Genomic DNA, 16436 nt, shown 5'->3' with positions numbered 1-16436 from the left:
TAAAAAATCAGCTGAACTTCTGAGCAGGCGCTAGCTTCTATAGCGATGAGTTACCTAGAAAACCAAACGATCGTTCCGGAAAAGGAAGTTTCAACGTGAAGCGACTATTCTGCTTGGCCGCGATTGCGGCCGCACTGATGGGGCAAAGTTTTACTGCACAAGCGGCAGGCGTGGAGTTCGCGGTGGGGGCCACCAGCGACTCGACCATGACGTATCGCCTGGGCATGAATTTCGACTGGGACAAGAGCTGGCTGCAGAGTGACGTCGGTCGCCTGACCGGTTACTGGAGCGGGGCTTACACCTACTGGGAAGGTGACAAGACCTCCAGCAACAACAGCCTGTCGTTCTCGCCGGTATTCGTTTACGAGTTTGCCGGTCAATCGGTCAAACCGTATATCGAAGCGGGGATCGGCGTGGCGGCGTTCTCCAACACCCAGTACGAATCCAATAACCTCGGCGGCTCTTTCCAGTTCGAAGACCGCTTCGGTTTTGGCCTGCGTTTCAATGGTGGGCATGAAGTCGGGATTCGTGCGACGCACTATTCCAACGCGGGCCTGGCCAGTGACAACGACGGTGTAGAAAGTTACTCGCTGCATTACACGATGCCGCTCTGACTGATACACACCTGACCCCTGTGGGAGCGAGCCTGCTCGCGAAAGCTGTTTCATATCCAACGATGATGTTGAATGAAAGAGCGCTTTCGCGAGCAGGCTCGCTCCCACATTTGGTTTGGGGGTGTTATTGGGATCAGCGGTAAGCGGTCGTGATGCCTTTGCGTTCTTCAATGCATTCCGGCGCGCCCATTTCGAACTCGCGGCAGATCAGCGGGCGTTTCTCATAGATCGTGCACATCATGCTGTCGCGATCCAGCGCCGCGCACCAGCCGTCGTCCAGACGCAGCATCACTTCGCCGCCCCACTCATCGGTATCGATAAAGCGATCAGGCACGCCGGTGTCGGTGATCAGCATCACTTCGAGCTGGCAGCAGCACGCCGCGCAGGTCGAGCAGGTGACCGCCGGCTCGGTGATTTGCTGGTGGGGTATGGTTTTCATGGCGGCAGTGTAAGGCAGTCGCCGCTGTGCGTGTGAAAGGTCTGACAGACGCTCAGTGACTCAAGCGCCGAGCCATCACATGCAGCAACGGAAACAGCAGCGCCCAGAGCAGGCCGATGCCGATCAATGTCGACAGTTCACCATAGGGAAATTGCACCCCGGCCAGTCGCCCGCCAGCGTAATACGACAACGCGCCACCGATCGCGCCCAGCGCACTCGCCAGCCACCACGGCCGGGCGCTCCAGGCCAGGCAATGACGCAACGTGGTCCCCAGCAGTGCCCAGAGCAGCATCAGCCACAGCGGAATCAGCGGCGACAGGTCCTGAAACTCGAACACACCCGCCGCGCGCAAAACGCTGTCCACCGCCGTGCCGACAATCACCACGCTCAACATCAAACGGCCCTCGGCCGCCCAACTGCTGATCCAGCGCAGATGAATCACCAGCACCGCCAACGCCAGCAACAACCACAAACTGTTGCCGCCGAGCACGCAGGTCAGCCAGCCGATCTGGAACAACACGGCATTGGCGACACGCTCAAGCATCGAAGCGACCGAGTAGCGGTGCGGTCATTGCGGCTGGTTTGGCCAGCAGCAATTGCGCGGTGCCGATGGTGCGCTCAAGAAATCCGCCCTCGCAGTAACACAGGTAAAACTCCCACAGCCGCAGGAAATAGTCGTCGTAACCCAACTCGCTCAAACGGCCATGGGCGCGACGGAAGTTCTCGTGCCACAAACGCAGGGTGCGGGCGTAGTGCAGGCCGAAATCTTCCATGTGCAGCAGGTTCATATCGGTGTCGCGGCTGACCACTTCGAGCATTTTCTGCACGCAGGGCAGGGCGCCACCGGGGAAGATGTAACGCTGGATGAAGTCGACGCCGCGCTTGGCTTGTTCGTAGCGTTGTTCGCGAATAGTGATCGCCTGGATCAGCATCAGGCCGTTGCTCTTGAGCAGGTGCGCACATTGTTTGAAGTAGGCTGGCAGGAAGCGGTGACCGACGGCTTCGATCATTTCGATCGACACCAGTTTGTCGTATTCGCCAGTGAGGTCGCGGTAGTCCTTGAGCAGCAGCGTGACCTGATCCTGCAAGCCCAGTTGTTCGATGCGTTGCGCGGTAAACGCATACTGCTCTTTTGACAGCGTCGTAGTGGTGACGCGGCAACCGTAGTTCTGAGCGGCGTAGAGCGCCATGCTGCCCCAACCGGTGCCGATCTCCAGCAAATGGTCGCCGGGTTGCAGCGCGAGTTTCTGGCAGATCCGCTCCAGCTTGTTCAACTGCGCCTGTTCGAGGCTGTCTTCTGGCGTAAGGAACTGCGCCGCCGAATACATCATGGTCGGATCGAGAAACTGCTCGAACAGATCGTTACCGAGGTCGTAGTGCGCAGCGATGTTTTTCTGCGAACCCTTGCGCGTATTGCGATTGAGCCAATGCAGGCCTTGCACCAACGGCCGGCCCAGGCGTGCCAGGCCGCCCTCCATGGCATCGAGCACGTCCAGATTGCTGACGAACACGCGCACCACCGCCGTCAGATCCGGCGAACTCCAATAACCGTGAATAAACGCCTCGCCAGCACCAATCGAACCATTGCCGGCGACCATGCCCCAGACGGCCGAGTCGAGCACATGGATTTCCCCGAGCAACGTACTGCCCGGCGCGCCGAACATCAGCCGTTCGCCATCCTCGATCACCAGCAGATGTCCGTGTTTGAGCTGCGCCAATTGGCGCAATACACCACGACGCAGCAGCGATCCGGTCAGACCGTTGGTGCTGAACCGACTGACCGACAGACTAGAGGATTTCATGGCGGTGCTCCTTGGGAGGCACAGTGGCGGTTTGAAAACTGCCGTCGGCAGCCTGATGAGCAAAAAGCGGTGCGCGTTTGAGCAGCAGTCGCAGCGCTTGCCAGTAGATCGCCAAGGCGGTTTTCGCGGTCATCCACGGGAAGCGGCGCAAATATCGATGCAGGCTCTGGCGATCAAGGGTTTCGCGCTGCAGATTGAGCGTCGCGTCGAACAGTTTGTGCTCGCCTTGCCAGTCGGCCATGTGCACGCCGAGGGCTTGCGCGGCGGGACTGAAACTCATGCGATATTCGAGATCGCGCGGCAAAAACGGCGAAACGTGAAAGGCTTTGGCGACGGCAAAGTGCTGGTGAAAATCCTGGAGGTCGACGGGCGTGCGCGCTGGCAGTACGTAGTGATAGCGCTCGCGCCACGGCGTATTGGTGACCTCGCAGACAATCGCCGCCAGTTGTCCGTCGGCTTCATGGCAATAAAAGAAACTCACCGGGTTGAACGACAACCCCCAACTGCGCGCCTGGGTCAGCAGGCAGATCGAGCCTTGCGGTTCGTGGCCGATGGCGATGCCGACCTGCCGACGCACGGCATCGATCAGGCGCATGCCACGGCCGGTAAAGGTCTTGAGGTAGTCGGTCTCGCGAAATGAAAACGGCGCAAAGCGACTGCGCCCGGCCAGCGGCGACAGTGCGAGCACGGCGTCCTGCTCGCTGAGGTCGAGGTAGAGCATACCGATCCGATAACGGAATTCATGGCGGCGCGGTGAGAAACGCCGATGGCCAATCCAGCCACTGTAGAGGGCGCTGTTCATAAGGTTTCACCGAACGCGGCGGCCACGCGCAAGGCGCTGACCACACCGTCCTCATGGAAACCGTTGGCCCAATAGGCGCCGCAATAATGCGTATGTTGCGCGCCATCCAGTTCGCCCCAGCGGTTTTGCGCCGCCACTGCCGCGAGGCTGAATTGCGGATGGGCATAGGTGTAACGGGCAAGCACTTTGTCCGGGCTGATGCCGGCGCTCTGGTTGAGGCTGACACAGAACGTGGTGTCGCTCTGTATGCCCTGCAGAATGTTCATGTCGTAGGTGACGGCGGCGTGAGTATGGCCGGCGCCGCTGAGGCGATAGTTCCAGCTTGCCCAGGCCAGTTTTCGCGTTGGTAACAAGCGCGTGTCTGTGTGCAGTACCACTTCATTGTCGGCGTAGGGCAGGGCACCGAGGATCGTGCGTTCGGCATCGCTTGGGACTGCCAGCAGTTTCAACGCTTGATCGCTGTGGCAGGCGAATACCACTTGGTCGAAATGCTCAATGCCTGCCGGGCTGTGGATAACTACGCCATGCGCGTCGCGATCAACCCGGGTTACCGGGCAATTGAGACGAATCCGCTCCTTGAACGCTGCCGTCAGCGGCGCGATATAGGCGCTTGAGCCGCCTTCGATGACCTGCCATCGCGGCCGCTCACTGACCGACAACAAGCCATGGTTCTTGAAGAACCGCACAAAAAACTGCAGCGGGAAATTGAGCATTTCCGCCATCGGCATCGACCAGATCGCCGAGCCCATCGGCACGATGTAATGCAGGATGAAACGCTCGCCGTAACCGCCGGCCTTGAGGTATTCGTCGAGGGTGGTGTCGGCGGCGATGCGCAGTTCGACGAGGTCGCGCTGGGCTTCTTTGTTGAAGCGCAGAATGTCGCGCAACATGCCCCAGAACCCTGGCGACATTAGGTTGCTGCGCTGGGCGAAGAGGCTGTTGAGGTTGTTGCCGTTATATTCCAGTCCGGTGTCCGGGTCGGTCACCGAAAAGCTCATTTCAGTCGGCTTGAACGCTACGCCGAGCTGGCCGAGCAGGCGGATGAAATTCGGGTAGGTCCAGTCGTTGAAGACGATGAAACCGGTGTCCACAGCGTACTGCCGTCCTGCGACCGTGACGTCGACCGTGTGCGTGTGGCCACCGACCCAGTCGCTGGCCTCGAACACCGTGATCTCGTGCCGGCGATTGAGCAGGTGGGCGCAGGTCAGCCCGGCGATGCCGCTGCCGACGATGGCAATTTTCATGTCGGATCCGTCAGCGGTGGAGACTTGCGCACCATGCGCTTGCCGATCGCCAGTTGGACGCGTGCCGGCAGTTTCGACAGCGGCCACAGCGCGGCCATGAACAGCGCCGGGAAGGCGATCTCCAGCGGCCGGTCCTTGAGCTTGGCGAAGATGTGCCGCGCGGCTTTATCCACAGGCCAGCTCAAGGGCATGGGGAAATCATTCTTGGCGGTCAGCGGTGTTTCGACGAAGCCTGGGCTGACCACGGTGACTTCAATGCCTTCGTCGGCCAGATCGATGCGCAGCGATTCGAACAGATAACGCAAACCGGCCTTCGAGGCGCCGTAGGCTTCGGCGCGGGGCAGCGGCAGGTAGGTCACCGAACTGGCCACGCCGATCAGGTGCGGCGCGGTGCCTTTACGCAGCAGCGGCAGCGCGGCCTCGATGCAATAACTGCTGGCGAGCAGGTTGGTGCGCACCACATGCTCGATGATCGAGGAATCGAACTGCTTGGCATCGACGTATTCGCAGGTGCCGGCGTTGAGAATTACCGAGTCCAGCGAACCCCAGTCCTCGGCGATCTGCTCACCGATTTCGCGCACTGTCTGACTGTTGGTCAGATCCCCCGGCACTACTAAAACCTGCCCTGGATAGCGTTGCGACAAGACCTTGAGCGGTGCGATCTGACGGGAACTGACCGCCAGATGCGCACCGGTTTTCAGAATTTCCTCAGCCAGGGCCGCGCCGATGCCACTGCTGGCCCCGGTCAACCAATAACGCCGTGGAGGTGTACGACTCATCCCATTCTCCTTTTCAGCCAGGCGATGACCCGGCCCAATACTGGTAAATGTTCATACAGCAGCGCCCCGGCATCGAAATAATCCCGGTGGCGATAAACCTTGTCGTGCCACAACAGATGCGAGCAACCGCTGACACGAATCACGCGGCCACCCGCCAGGCGCGGGTGGCGATAACTCATGACCCAGCGCAGGTAGCCTTCGCAGTCGCCGATCTGGTCGAAACCATGAAAGTCGAAACGCAGTTCGCTGACGTTGGCGTAGAGCTCGCCGAAATAGTCGCGTAGCTGCGCCAGCCCCTGAACCTCGTGCAGCGGGTCGGTGAAATGAATGTCATCGCTGTACAGCTCGCCCAGGCTTTGCAGGTTGTCTTTGTTCAACGCTGAAAATTGCCGGGCGAAGCGGCGCAGGAATTCACTCATCATCGCCTCCTGTAGACGTACGCGATGGCAGATTCTTGAAGGCCGCCAGTGCCCGCTGGCGCGAGTCGCTGAGGTTGACGATCGGCGACGGATAATCCACCGCACCGAACAAACCACCGAGGTTGGCCGGGTTGTGCAATTCTTTTTTGTTGAGGTCGGCCAGTTCCGGCAGCCAGTGCTTGATGAACAGGCCTTCGCTGTCGAATTTTTCCGACTGGCTCAGCGGATTGAAGATGCGGAAATACGGCGCCGAATCGGTGCCCGTCGACGAACTCCATTGCCAGCCACCGTTGTTCGCTGCCAGGTCACCATCAATCAGGTGGCGCATGAAAAAGCGTTCGCCTTCGCGCCAGTCGATCAACAGGTTTTTGGTCAGGAACATCGCCACGACCATGCGCAGGCGATTGTGCATCCAGCCGGTTTCCAGCAATTGGCGCATGGCCGCATCGATGATCGGCAGACCGGTGCGGGCCTCTTGCCACGCCGCGAGATCCTCCGGCGCATCACGCCAGGCCAGCGCTTCGGTTTCCGGGCGGAAAGCGCGATGCCTTGAGACCCGTGGGTAGCCGACCAGAATGTGCTTGTAGAACTCGCGCCACAGCAGTTCGTTGATCCAGGTAACCGCGCCGACCTTGCCGCTCTCGAATTCGCCCTGATTACTTTGCAGGGCGGCATGCAGACACTGGCGCGGCGAAATCACGCCCGCCGCCAGATACGCCGAGAGCTGACTGGTGCCAGGTTTGGCCGGAAAGTCACGTTCGCTTTGGTAGTAGTCGATCTGCACGTCGGTGAAGGTGTCGAGGCGGCGTCGGGCTTCCTGTTCACCGGCGGGCCACAGATCGCGCAGGGATTGGCTCGGTGTGGCAAAGCCTTCGACGGAGTCGGGAACCGGGTCGCTGTCGATGGCAAGTTTTGCCTGTTTTCCGGGGGCCTTGACCAACCCCGGCATCGAGCGATGCAGGCGTTCGTAACAGACTTTGCGGAACTGGCTGAACACCTTGAAGTAACTCTCGGTCTTGGTCAGTACGCTGCCGGGTTTGAACAGCAACTGGTCGAGATAGCTGTGAAAGGTGATGCCCTCGGCCTTTAGTGTTTCGGCCACCGCTGCATCGCGACGGCTTTCATGGACGCCATATTCTTCATTGGCGTGAACCGCTGCTATCCGCAACTGCCGGCAGAGTTTGAGCAGTTCTGCCGGGGCCTGATCCCAATGGGTCGCAGTGCGAATCAGCAACGGGATATTCAGTTGGCCAAGGCTAGCACTCAACTCCCGCAGGTTACGCAACCAAAAGTCGACCTTGCACGCTGCATCGTCATGCTCGTGCCATTGCTGCGGGCTCAACAGAAACACGGCGACCGTCGGGCCGCGCGCTGCGGCGGCCGCGAGGGCAGTGTTGTCATGTTGGCGCAGATCGCTGCGCAGCCAGATCAATTGCATGTCGGAACTCACTGCGTCCATTAGATCAGCCCACGCTGAACGAGCACCTGGTGCGCCAGAAGCGCGTCTTCAGCCAGGAACACATCAGCCATCTCGCAAGTTCTTACGGACAACTCGGCGTGGTGGATGCATACCGTTGGTCCGACCAGCATTTTCGGGCAACTGACTCCGTTCAATAGTTTCGGCAACTGCGCAAGGTTCATGGCTTTGCTGGAATACAGCAGTACGCCACGGGCTTGCAGATGTTCGACCGCCAGCGCCAGTTCGGCGGCCGGCAGCGGCCAGTCAAACACTTGCACCGGACAATCGGCGCTGCTGATCAGCCACGCGCACAGCCACAGGTGAGGTTCCAGTGGCAGGTCGGAATGATTGATCAATAACAGCGGTGCGCCATGTAACTGACGATTGTTATGGTAGATGCGTGTGCCGAATTTGCTGCGTAACCACGAATAAAAGAACACCCGTTCCATCTGCGCGCCGAACTGACCTTGCCAGCGCTGCTCCAGTTCCGCCAGCAGCGGCATCAACAATTGCTCGCACAAGGTGCGTGGCGGGTAGAGCGCCATGGCCTGATTGACGCTGTCGTCGAGACTGCGTTCATTGAGCTGCGTGACGGCTGCAAGCAGGGTTTGGCGCAAGCGCTGCCAGTCGTTTTCCACCGACTCGCTGAACGCCTGCGGTGCGTCGAGCAGCGGTTTGACCTGACTGACGGCAACACCACGGTTGAGCCAGGTAAGGATGGTCAGAATTTGCTGCACATGTTCGGCCGAATACAGTCGGTGACCTTTGGGCGTGCGTTGCGGGACGACCAGCCCGTAGCGGCGTTCCCACGCGCGCAGGGTGATCGCGTTTACGCCGGTCTGCCGGGCGACTTCGCGGATCGGCAGCCAGCCCTCGTCGAGGGCTTTTTTAAAATCCGCGCCAAGGTCTTCCTGGGCGCTGGTATCGAGTTTGTCGTTCATTAGATTGCGTTTCGCAGGCTGAGGTTTTCCGGGTGCGGTTGCAGGTAAACCTGTTGCGCGATGTACGAATCCGGATGGAGGCGAAAGTGATGCTTGAGCAGCGTCAACGGCACCACCAGCGGCACGATGCCTTGGCGGTACTGGCCGATGACGTGTTGCATTTCCTGTTTGTCTTCGGCGCTGATTACCTGTTTCAGATAACCGCTGATGTGCAGCAGCACGTTGCAGTGGGTGCCACGGGTGGCGCATTTTTTCAGCGCCGCCATCAGTTCGCTGAAGTAGCGTGGGCCGAGTTCGGCGGGATCGCTGTGGGCCATGTTGCCCAACAGTTTGCCCAGTGCTTTGTATTGCAGCGGGTTGTGCGCCATCAGTAAATATTTGTAGCGCGAATGGAATTCGGTGAGGGCGCGACGGCTCAGGCCATTGGCGAGGACTTGTTGCCATTCGCTGTAGGCGAACACACGGGTGATGAAATTCTCGCGCAGCACCGGGTCGTTGAGGCGCCCGGCTTCTTCCACCGGCAGATCCGGATGACGGGCGCAGAACGCTTGGGCGTAGATCCCGCGTCCGCCGCCGTTCACCGGAGCGCCGTTGGCGTGGTAGACCTTGACCCGCTCCAGGCCGCAGGACGGCGATTGCTGCATGAAAATGTAGCCGCAGAGGTCATCGAGTTCGGCGGCCATTTTCTCGCCGTATTCGGCCAGTGGCTGAGTGACGTTGATCGCCCGGTTCACCGTGCCGACCGCTTGTGGATGCTCGGCATCGCCAACAAGGCGGATCGGTTCGCGCGGGATACCCAGGCCGATCGCGACCTCCGGACACAGCGGGACGAAATCGAAATGCTCGGTGAGGGTGCGGCTGCATAGCCGTGATTCCTTGTGCCCACCGTTGTAGCGCACCTCGGCACCCAGCAGGCAGGCGCTGATGGCGATTTTTGGTTTGGCTACGCAAGGATCGGACATGGGCACCTCGAATCCATACCTGTACAGAGGTAGATCTCTGTACAACTTTGCTCAGCATAGATTCATGGGTGTACAAGTCAAATTATTTGTATAACTTTTTCGGATTGAGCGCAGTTTGCTTTGGGAGCGAGCTTGCTCGCGAAAGCGGATTAACATTCAACAGATGCATTGGCTGATTCACCGCCTTCGCGAGCAAGCTCGCTCCCACAGGGGGAGGGTATTTACTTCCAGCCCTGCAGCCATTCAGTGTTGTTTTGTAGTGTCTGCCAGTCGAAGTGTTCAGCACGCTTGGTCAACACCGCCTGCAACTCAACTTCCAGCACCGTGCCTTCCTCGTCGCGGAACAGCTCGGTCACCAGAAAGTGCTTTTCGCGGTTCTGCGGATGGGCTGCTGTCCATTTCGACAGCAGCAATTTTTGCGGATTGATGCGGTTCATTGCAGGTGTTCGTGCAAGCGCTTTGCGGCTTCCTGACCACTCAGCCAAGCGCCTTCGACACGCCCGGACAGGCACCAGTCGCCGCAGGCGTACAAGCCCAGATCGGCATCGGCCAGCGTGCCCCATTCATGACCGGTGGCGGGGCGGGCATAGAGCCAGCGATGGGCGAGGCTGAAACTCGGCGCGGGCATCGCGCTGTGCAGCAACTCGGCAAAGGCGCCGTGCAGTTGCTCGATCACCGCTTCCTTGGACAGGTCGATATGTTGCCGGCTCCACGCGCTGGTGGCATGCAGCACCCAGGTGTCGAGGGTGTTGTCGCGCCCCGGTTTACTGCGGTTGCGCGCCAGCCAGTCGAGTGGGCTGTCCTGCACAAAGCAGCCTTCGATCGGCGTATCCAGTGGTGTTTCGAAAGCGAGGGCGACGGCCCAGGTCGGGTCCATTTTCACCCCGGCGGCGGCCCCGGCCAGTTTCGGTGCAGCGGCCAGCAGGGCAGTCGCTTGCGGTGCCGGGGTGGCGATCACGACATGGCTGAACGGCCCGTGGGTGAAGCCTTCGGCATCCTGCAAATGCCAATGTTCTTCACCGCGATAGACCTCGGTGATCCGGCAGGCGAAATGCACTTCCAGACCGTCAAGCAAGCCACGAGTAATGGCGCTCATACGCGGCGCGCCGACCCAACGGGTCTGCTCGTCCGGCGACAGGTTCAGTTGCCCGCCCTGATAGGTGTAGAGCTGTGGCGTCCACTCAGCGACCCAGCCCTGGCTTTGCCAGCGCTGCACTTCGGTGACGAAGCGGCGATCACGCGCGGTGAAATATTGCGCGCCCATGTCCAGCGAACCGGCGTCGCTGCGCTTGCTCGACATGCGCCCGCCGCTGCCGCGACTTTTGTCGAATAACTGGACGGTGTGCCCGCTCTCTGTCAGAGCCTGGGCGGCGGAGAGCCCGGCGATGCCGGTGCCGATGATTGCGATAGGTACAGTCATAGGGGCCTCGTTTACCTTTCTGTACAGACTACGCCGTGGATGAAACCTGTACAATTTTGTTTTTTGGTATAACTTCTAGCGTTCTCGTTCTGACAGCTTGGCCTATGGTTAAACAATAGAGCCTGCCCGATAGAAAAGATCCCTGCTTATAAAAATAGACTAGTGATCCGGGTTAAACGCTACGCGAGGAAGATGTCATGCACATATTGCTGACCGGCGGTACTGGTTTGATAGGACGTCAGCTCTGCCGACATTGGTCAGAGCAGGGCCATCGCCTGACGGTGTGGAGCCGCAAACCGGAAAAAGTCGCGAAAAACTGTGGTGCGCAGGTGCGTGGCATTGCGCGTCTGGAAGATATTGGCGAAGAGCCTGTCGACGCGATCATCAATCTGGCCGGCGCACCAATTGCCGATCGGCCGTGGACGCACCGACGCAAAGCGTTGCTGTGGAGCAGCCGCATCACGCTGACGGAAACGCTGTTGGCGTGGCTTGAAACCCGCACGCAGAGACCGGCATTGCTGATTTCCGGTTCGGCGATCGGCTGGTACGGCGACGGCGGTGAGCGCGAACTGACCGAAGATTCGCCGCCGGTGATCGACGATTTCGCCAGTCAGTTGTGTATTGCCTGGGAGGAAACCGCACAGCGTGCCGAGGCACAAGGCATCCGCGTGGTACTGGTGCGAACGGGCCTGGTGCTGTCGGCCGAGGGCGGCTTTTTGTCGCGCTTGCTGTTGCCGTTCAAACTCGGCCTGGGCGGGCCTTTGGGCAATGGTCGGCAGTGGATGCCGTGGATTCATATCAACGATCAAATCGCCTTGATTGATTTTCTTCTGCACCGCGAGCAGGCCAGTGGTCCTTATAATGCGTGCGCGCCGCAACCGGTGCGCAATCGCGAATTTGCCAAGACGCTGGGCAGCGTTCTGCACCGCCCGGCGTTCATGCCGATGCCGACTCTGGCACTGAAGGTCGGCCTCGGCGAGATGTCTTTGTTGTTGCTCGGCGGCCAGAAGGCTATGCCGGCACGCTTGCTGGAAGCGGGTTTCACTTTCCAGTTCACGGATTTACGCGCGGCTCTGGACGATCTCTCCAGCCGCCTCTGAAATAGGACGTTGCATGACCGATCACGCTTTGCTTCTGGTCAATCTGGGTTCCCCGGCCTCAACCTCACTGGCCGATGTGCGCAGCTACCTCAATCAATTCCTGATGGACCCGTACGTGATCGACCTGCCGTGGCCGGTGCGGCGTTTGCTGGTGTCGCTGATCCTGATCAAACGCCCCGAGCAATCGGCACATGCCTATGCCTCGATCTGGTGGGACGAGGGTTCACCGCTGGTGGTGCTCAGTCGTCGTCTGCAGCAGCAGATGACCTCGCAGTGGACTCACGGCCCGGTAGAGCTGGCCATGCGATACGGCGAACCGTCGATTGAAACCTGCTTGCTGAAGCTGGTGGCGGCGGGGCACAAGCGCATCACGCTGGCGCCGCTGTATCCGCAGTTCGCTGACAGCACCACAACCACGGTGATCGAAGAAGCGAAACGGGTGATCCGGCAGAACAAGCTCGATGTGCAACTGTCGGTGCTGCAACCGTTCTACGATCAACCGGAATACCTCGATGCGTTGGTCGAAAGCGCCCGACCGCATCTGCAGCAGGATTTCGATCACCTGTTGCTGAGCTTCCACGGTTTGCCCGAGCGGCACCTGACCAAACTCGATCCGACCGGCAATCATTGCTTCAAGAGTGACGACTGCTGCAAGAACGCCGCGCCTGCGGTATTGGCGACCTGTTATCGCGCGCAGTGCTTGCGTACCGCGGCCTTGTTTGCTGAGCGCATGGGCCTGCCGGAGGGCAAATGGTCGGTGTCGTTTCAGTCGCGTCTGGGTCGGGCAAAGTGGATCGAGCCGTACACCGAAGCGCGCCTGGATGAGCTGGGTAAAAGCGGTGTGAAGAAGCTTCTGGTGATGTGCCCGGCGTTTGTTGCCGATTGCATCGAGACGCTGGAAGAGATTGGTGATCGCGGCAAGGAACAGTTCCGCGAAGCGGGGGGCGAGGAATTGGTGCTGGTGCCGTGTCTGAACGATGACCGGCAATGGGCGAAGGCCTTGGCGACCCTCTGCGAAAGAGCACCGCTGGCGCTCTGAAAGCAAATCGCGAGCAGGCTCACTACTACAGGTATTGCGTTGACCTTGTAGGAGTGAGCCTGCTCGCGAAAGCTATCTGTCAGGCGATGAAGATCTAAAGGTTCAGATCAGCGGCTCATCCGCCTTCTTGTTCTTCCAGCCATCATTGCCCGGCAGAATCAGGTTCAGCGCAATCGCCACCACCGCGCACAGCGCGATGCCTTTGAGGCCGAAGTCGTCCGGACCGGTGCCGGTGCCGACCAGCACACCGCCAATCCCGAACACCAGTGTTACCGAAACGATCACCAGATTGCGCGCCTCGCCCAGATCGATCTTGTGGCGAATCAGGGTGTTCATGCCCACCGCCGCGATCGAGCCAAACAGCAAGCACAAAATCCCGCCCATCACTGGCACCGGAATGCTCTGCAGCAGCGCGCCGAACTTGCCGATGAAGGCCAGGCTGATGGCGAAGATCGCCGCCCAGGTCATGATTTTCGGGTTGTAGTTCTTGGTCAGCATCACTGCGCCCGTCACTTCGGCGTAAGTAGTGTTCGGCGGACCACCGAACATCCCGGCAGCGGTGGTAGCAATGCCGTCACCGAGCAGGGTGCGATGCAGGCCTGGCTTCTTCAGATAGTCACGACCGGTCACACTACCCACGGCAATCACGCCACCGATGTGCTCAATGGCCGGCGCCAAGGCCACCGGAACGATGAACAGAATCGCCTGCCAGTTGAACTCCGGCGCAGTGAAGTGCGGAATCGCAAACCATGGCGCTGCGGCAATCTTAGCCGTGTCGACCACGCCGAAATAGAACGCCATACCAAAACCGACCAGTACGCCAGAGATGATCGGCACCAGGCGGAAGATGCCTTTACCGAACACCGCCACGATCAACGTGGTCAGCAGCGCCGGCATCGAGATCAGCATTGCGGTCTGATAATGGATCAGTTCAGAACCGTCGCCAGCCTTGCCCATCGCCATGTTTGCGGCAATCGGCGCCATGGCCAGACCGATGGAAATGATCACCGGGCCAATCACCACCGGCGGCAGCAGACGGTCGATAAAACCGGTGCCTTTGATCTTCACGGCCAGGCCGAGGAAGGTGTAGACGAAACCGGCCGCCATCACACCGCCCATGGTCGCCGCGAGGCCAAACTGGCCCTTGGCGAGAATGATCGGGGTGATGAAAGCGAAGCTCGACGCCAGAAACACCGGCACCTGACGCCCGGTGACGATCTGGAACAGAATCGTCCCTAAACCCGCGGTAAACAGTGCCACGTTCGGGTCCAGGCCCGTGATCAGCGGCATCAGCACCAGAGCGCCGAAAGCCACGAACAGCATCTGGGCGCCGGACAGCACCGTGCGCCAGAGCGGATCGTTGAACTCTTGCTGCATGGTTACGCGTCCTTCTGCTTGGTGCCGAAGATCTTGTCACCGGCGTCGCCAAGTCCAGGGATGATGTAACCGTGCTCGTTCAAGCGCTCATCGATGGACGCGGTGTAGATGGTCACGTCCGGGTGAGCTTTTTCGACGGCAGCAATGCCTTCCGGCGCGGCAACCAGCACCATCGCGCGGATATCTTTGCAACCAGCCTTTTTCAGCAGGTCGATGGTCGCAACCATCGAGCTGCCGGTGGCGAGCATCGGGTCGATGATCATCGCCAACCGTTCGTCGATTTCCGGAACCAGTTTTTCCAGGTAGGTGTGCGCTTGCAGGGTTTCTTCGTTGCGGGCGACACCCACAGCGGAAACCTTGGCACCCGGGATCAGGCTCAGCACGCCTTCTAGCATGCCGATACCGGCGCGCAGGATCGGCACGACGGTGATCTTCTTGCCGGCGATCTTCTCGACCGACACGGTGCCGCACCAGCCTGCAATATCGTAGGACTCCAGCGGCAAATCTTTTGTAGCTTCATAGGTCAACAGGGCGCCGACTTCCTGAGCGAGCTCACGGAAGTTCTTGGTGCTGATATCGGCGCGGCGCATCAGGCCGAGTTTATGACGGATCAGCGGATGGCGGATCTCGAGGATGGGCATGGAAAAACTCCGGCGGCGGGCAAAAAAACCGGCCTAGATTAATCTATCCGAGGGTGATGTCCTATAGGACATTCTGTACGTTAGTCCATAAAGGCTTGATTCGGCCTCAATGGATGCGTACCTTTGCCCGCTTTTCCAATTCCGCCACCCCTGGAGAGCGCCATGTCCGCTGATCTCGAGCATATCCGTCAAATCATGCGAGAGGCTGACTGCCTGTACACCGAAGCTGAAGTCGAGGCCGCCATTGCCCGCGTCGGTGCACAAATCAACGAACAACTGGCCGACTGCAACCCGGTAGTGTTCTGCGTGATGAACGGCGGACTGATTTTCTCCGGCAAGCTGCTGACGCATCTGCAATTCCCGCTGGAAGCGTCCTACCTGCACGCGACCCGTTATCGCAACGAAACCAGCGGCGGCGACCTGTTCTGGAAAGCCAAGCCGGAAGTCTCGTTCATTGATCGCGACGTGCTGATCATCGACGATATCCTCGACGAAGGTCACACCCTCGGCGCGATCATCGACTTCTGCAAACACGCCGGCGCGCGCAAAGTGCACACCGCCGTGCTGATCGACAAGGACCACGACCGCAAGGCGCGTCCTGACCTGAAAGCCGATTTCGTCGGCCTGCCATGCATCGACCGTTACATCTTCGGTTACGGCATGGATTACAAAGGCTACTGGCGCAACGCCAACGGGATCTTTGCCGTAAAAGGCATGTAAGACCCCGGCACTATCCCCTGTGGGAGCTAGCCTGCTCGCGAAAGCGATCTTTCATTCAACATAAGTGTTGAATGTGAATTGCCTTCGCGAGCAGGCTCGCTCCCACAGTTGTTTTGTGTGTGCTGATCCATCCGCATTCCCCATGCTAGAGTGCTCGGCCCCGCCCTCCGGAGCCTGTCATGCGCCTCTTGATCCGCAGCCTCGCCGCGTTTTCACTGATCTTCTGCCTGCCTCTTTCCGCCGCGCCGATGCACAGCCAGTTCCTGCCGCCGGACGATCTGACCGTACGCGATGCCGAGCCCGAGCAGCAGCAACTCATGCAGGTCACCGATTATTCCGTGGTCGTCGGCGCACAACGCCAGTCCAATCAGCAGCCGATTCCGGTCACGTCGCCGCTGATGATCCGCCTCAAAGGCAAATCCCTGAACAAGGGCGCGACGATCACCCAGGTACTGGTCAATTTCGACGGCGAAAGCAAAAGCCTGAAAAAGCCGATCTACGACGACAAAAGCAAAACTCTGACACTGTTTTATCCACAGGCCCAATACCGCGTGATCATCGATCTGCTGCGCAATGACACCGTGTATGTGCAATTCCTCAGTTACGCCAACGGCCATATCTGGGCCGATTTGCACACCGGTGCGGTGCGATCGCGTTGAGCCGGGCGGCCGGGCAGGG

At 59.6% G+C, this 16436-nt stretch carries 19 protein-coding genes; 5 read left to right on the top strand and 14 right to left on the bottom strand.

Annotation, left to right across the window (positions count from 1 at the left end; all coding sequences use genetic code 11):
- Nucleotides 1-95: 95 nt before the first annotated feature.
- A complete protein-coding gene (locus ACZ0A4_RS18980) occupies nucleotides 96-614 on the top strand; it encodes an acyloxyacyl hydrolase (RefSeq protein WP_463575962.1) in 519 nt (172 codons plus the stop codon).
- 133 nt (nucleotides 615-747) lie between these two features.
- On the opposite strand, the gene ACZ0A4_RS18975 is transcribed toward ACZ0A4_RS18980, so the two are convergent.
- From ACZ0A4_RS18975 to ACZ0A4_RS18920, 12 genes are all read right to left on the bottom strand, one after another.
- Nucleotides 748-1053, bottom strand: coding sequence for a YkgJ family cysteine cluster protein (locus tag ACZ0A4_RS18975; RefSeq protein WP_007912865.1), 306 nt, complete (start codon nucleotides 1051-1053; stop codon nucleotides 748-750).
- 52 nt (nucleotides 1054-1105) lie between these two features.
- Nucleotides 1106-1597 (bottom strand): DUF2878 domain-containing protein, encoded by a 492-nt coding sequence (locus ACZ0A4_RS18970; RefSeq protein ID WP_463575961.1) that lies wholly within the window; start codon nucleotides 1595-1597, stop codon nucleotides 1106-1108.
- The gene (locus tag ACZ0A4_RS18965; protein ID WP_463575960.1) at nucleotides 1590-2855 is read right to left on the bottom strand and encodes a class I SAM-dependent methyltransferase; all 1266 of its coding nucleotides are present in this window, start codon (nucleotides 2853-2855) and stop codon (nucleotides 1590-1592) included. Before ACZ0A4_RS18965 ends, ACZ0A4_RS18970 begins: the two co-directional genes overlap by 8 nt.
- Complete coding sequence (locus ACZ0A4_RS18960) at nucleotides 2842-3657, bottom strand: DUF1365 domain-containing protein (RefSeq protein ID WP_463575959.1); 816 nt, start codon at nucleotides 3655-3657, stop codon at nucleotides 2842-2844. Before ACZ0A4_RS18960 ends, ACZ0A4_RS18965 begins: the two co-directional genes overlap by 14 nt.
- Complete coding sequence (locus ACZ0A4_RS18955) at nucleotides 3654-4901, bottom strand: NAD(P)/FAD-dependent oxidoreductase (protein ID WP_463575957.1); 1248 nt, start codon at nucleotides 4899-4901, stop codon at nucleotides 3654-3656. The genes ACZ0A4_RS18960 and ACZ0A4_RS18955 overlap by 4 nt, the downstream gene beginning before the upstream one ends.
- On the bottom strand, nucleotides 4898-5680 hold the full coding sequence (locus tag ACZ0A4_RS18950; RefSeq protein WP_463575956.1) for an SDR family NAD(P)-dependent oxidoreductase: 783 nt from the start codon (nucleotides 5678-5680) through the stop codon (nucleotides 4898-4900). The genes ACZ0A4_RS18955 and ACZ0A4_RS18950 overlap by 4 nt, the downstream gene beginning before the upstream one ends.
- The gene (locus ACZ0A4_RS18945) at nucleotides 5677-6099 is read right to left on the bottom strand and encodes a nuclear transport factor 2 family protein (protein ID WP_016987206.1); all 423 of its coding nucleotides are present in this window, start codon (nucleotides 6097-6099) and stop codon (nucleotides 5677-5679) included. Before ACZ0A4_RS18945 ends, ACZ0A4_RS18950 begins: the two co-directional genes overlap by 4 nt.
- Entirely contained in the window at nucleotides 6092-7537 is a 1446-nt protein-coding gene (gene phrB, locus ACZ0A4_RS18940; protein ID WP_463575955.1) for a deoxyribodipyrimidine photo-lyase, read from the bottom strand. The genes ACZ0A4_RS18945 and phrB overlap by 8 nt, the downstream gene beginning before the upstream one ends.
- 20 nt (nucleotides 7538-7557) lie before the next feature.
- Nucleotides 7558-8499 (bottom strand): MerR family transcriptional regulator, encoded by a 942-nt coding sequence (locus ACZ0A4_RS18935; protein WP_463575954.1) that lies wholly within the window; start codon nucleotides 8497-8499, stop codon nucleotides 7558-7560.
- Nucleotides 8499-9461 carry a YbgA family protein gene (locus tag ACZ0A4_RS18930; protein ID WP_463575952.1) on the bottom strand — a complete coding sequence of 321 codons (963 nt, stop codon included), beginning with the start codon at nucleotides 9459-9461 and terminating at the stop codon, nucleotides 8499-8501. The genes ACZ0A4_RS18935 and ACZ0A4_RS18930 overlap by 1 nt, the downstream gene beginning before the upstream one ends.
- Nucleotides 9462-9682: 221 nt before the next feature.
- Nucleotides 9683-9898, bottom strand: coding sequence for a TIGR02450 family Trp-rich protein (locus tag ACZ0A4_RS18925; RefSeq protein WP_463575951.1), 216 nt, complete (start codon nucleotides 9896-9898; stop codon nucleotides 9683-9685).
- Nucleotides 9895-10881, bottom strand: a complete 987-nt coding sequence (locus ACZ0A4_RS18920; protein ID WP_141127549.1) for an NAD(P)/FAD-dependent oxidoreductase — start codon at nucleotides 10879-10881, stop codon at nucleotides 9895-9897. The genes ACZ0A4_RS18925 and ACZ0A4_RS18920 overlap by 4 nt, the downstream gene beginning before the upstream one ends.
- 197 nt (nucleotides 10882-11078) lie before the next feature.
- On the opposite strand from ACZ0A4_RS18920, the gene ACZ0A4_RS18915 reads away from it, so the two are divergent.
- Entirely contained in the window at nucleotides 11079-11981 is a 903-nt protein-coding gene (locus tag ACZ0A4_RS18915; protein WP_463575949.1) for a TIGR01777 family oxidoreductase, read from the top strand.
- 13 nt (nucleotides 11982-11994) lie between these two features.
- Nucleotides 11995-13020: a ferrochelatase gene (gene hemH / locus ACZ0A4_RS18910; RefSeq protein ID WP_463575948.1), complete on the top strand. Its 1026-nt coding sequence runs from the start codon at nucleotides 11995-11997 to the stop codon at nucleotides 13018-13020.
- Between the two features lie 102 nt (nucleotides 13021-13122).
- Here the strand turns inward: hemH and ACZ0A4_RS18905 are convergent, their stop codons facing one another.
- Entirely contained in the window at nucleotides 13123-14397 is a 1275-nt protein-coding gene (locus ACZ0A4_RS18905) for a uracil-xanthine permease family protein (RefSeq protein WP_463575946.1), read from the bottom strand.
- 2 nt (nucleotides 14398-14399) lie between these two features.
- Nucleotides 14400-15038: a uracil phosphoribosyltransferase gene (upp, locus tag ACZ0A4_RS18900; RefSeq protein ID WP_007912842.1), complete on the bottom strand. Its 639-nt coding sequence runs from the start codon at nucleotides 15036-15038 to the stop codon at nucleotides 14400-14402.
- Between the two features lie 162 nt (nucleotides 15039-15200).
- On the opposite strand from upp, the gene ACZ0A4_RS18895 reads away from it, so the two are divergent.
- On the top strand, nucleotides 15201-15758 hold the full coding sequence (locus tag ACZ0A4_RS18895; RefSeq protein ID WP_463575945.1) for a hypoxanthine-guanine phosphoribosyltransferase: 558 nt from the start codon (nucleotides 15201-15203) through the stop codon (nucleotides 15756-15758).
- 179 nt (nucleotides 15759-15937) lie between these two features.
- On the top strand, nucleotides 15938-16417 hold the full coding sequence (locus ACZ0A4_RS18890) for a hypothetical protein (RefSeq protein ID WP_463575943.1): 480 nt from the start codon (nucleotides 15938-15940) through the stop codon (nucleotides 16415-16417).
- Nucleotides 16418-16436: the final 19 nt, after the last annotated feature.

It is taken from the genome of Pseudomonas sp. AC172, from assembly GCF_979258595.1.
Note: the sequence above shows the minus strand (reverse complement) of the source record. Positions and strands in the feature narration are given on the sequence as shown.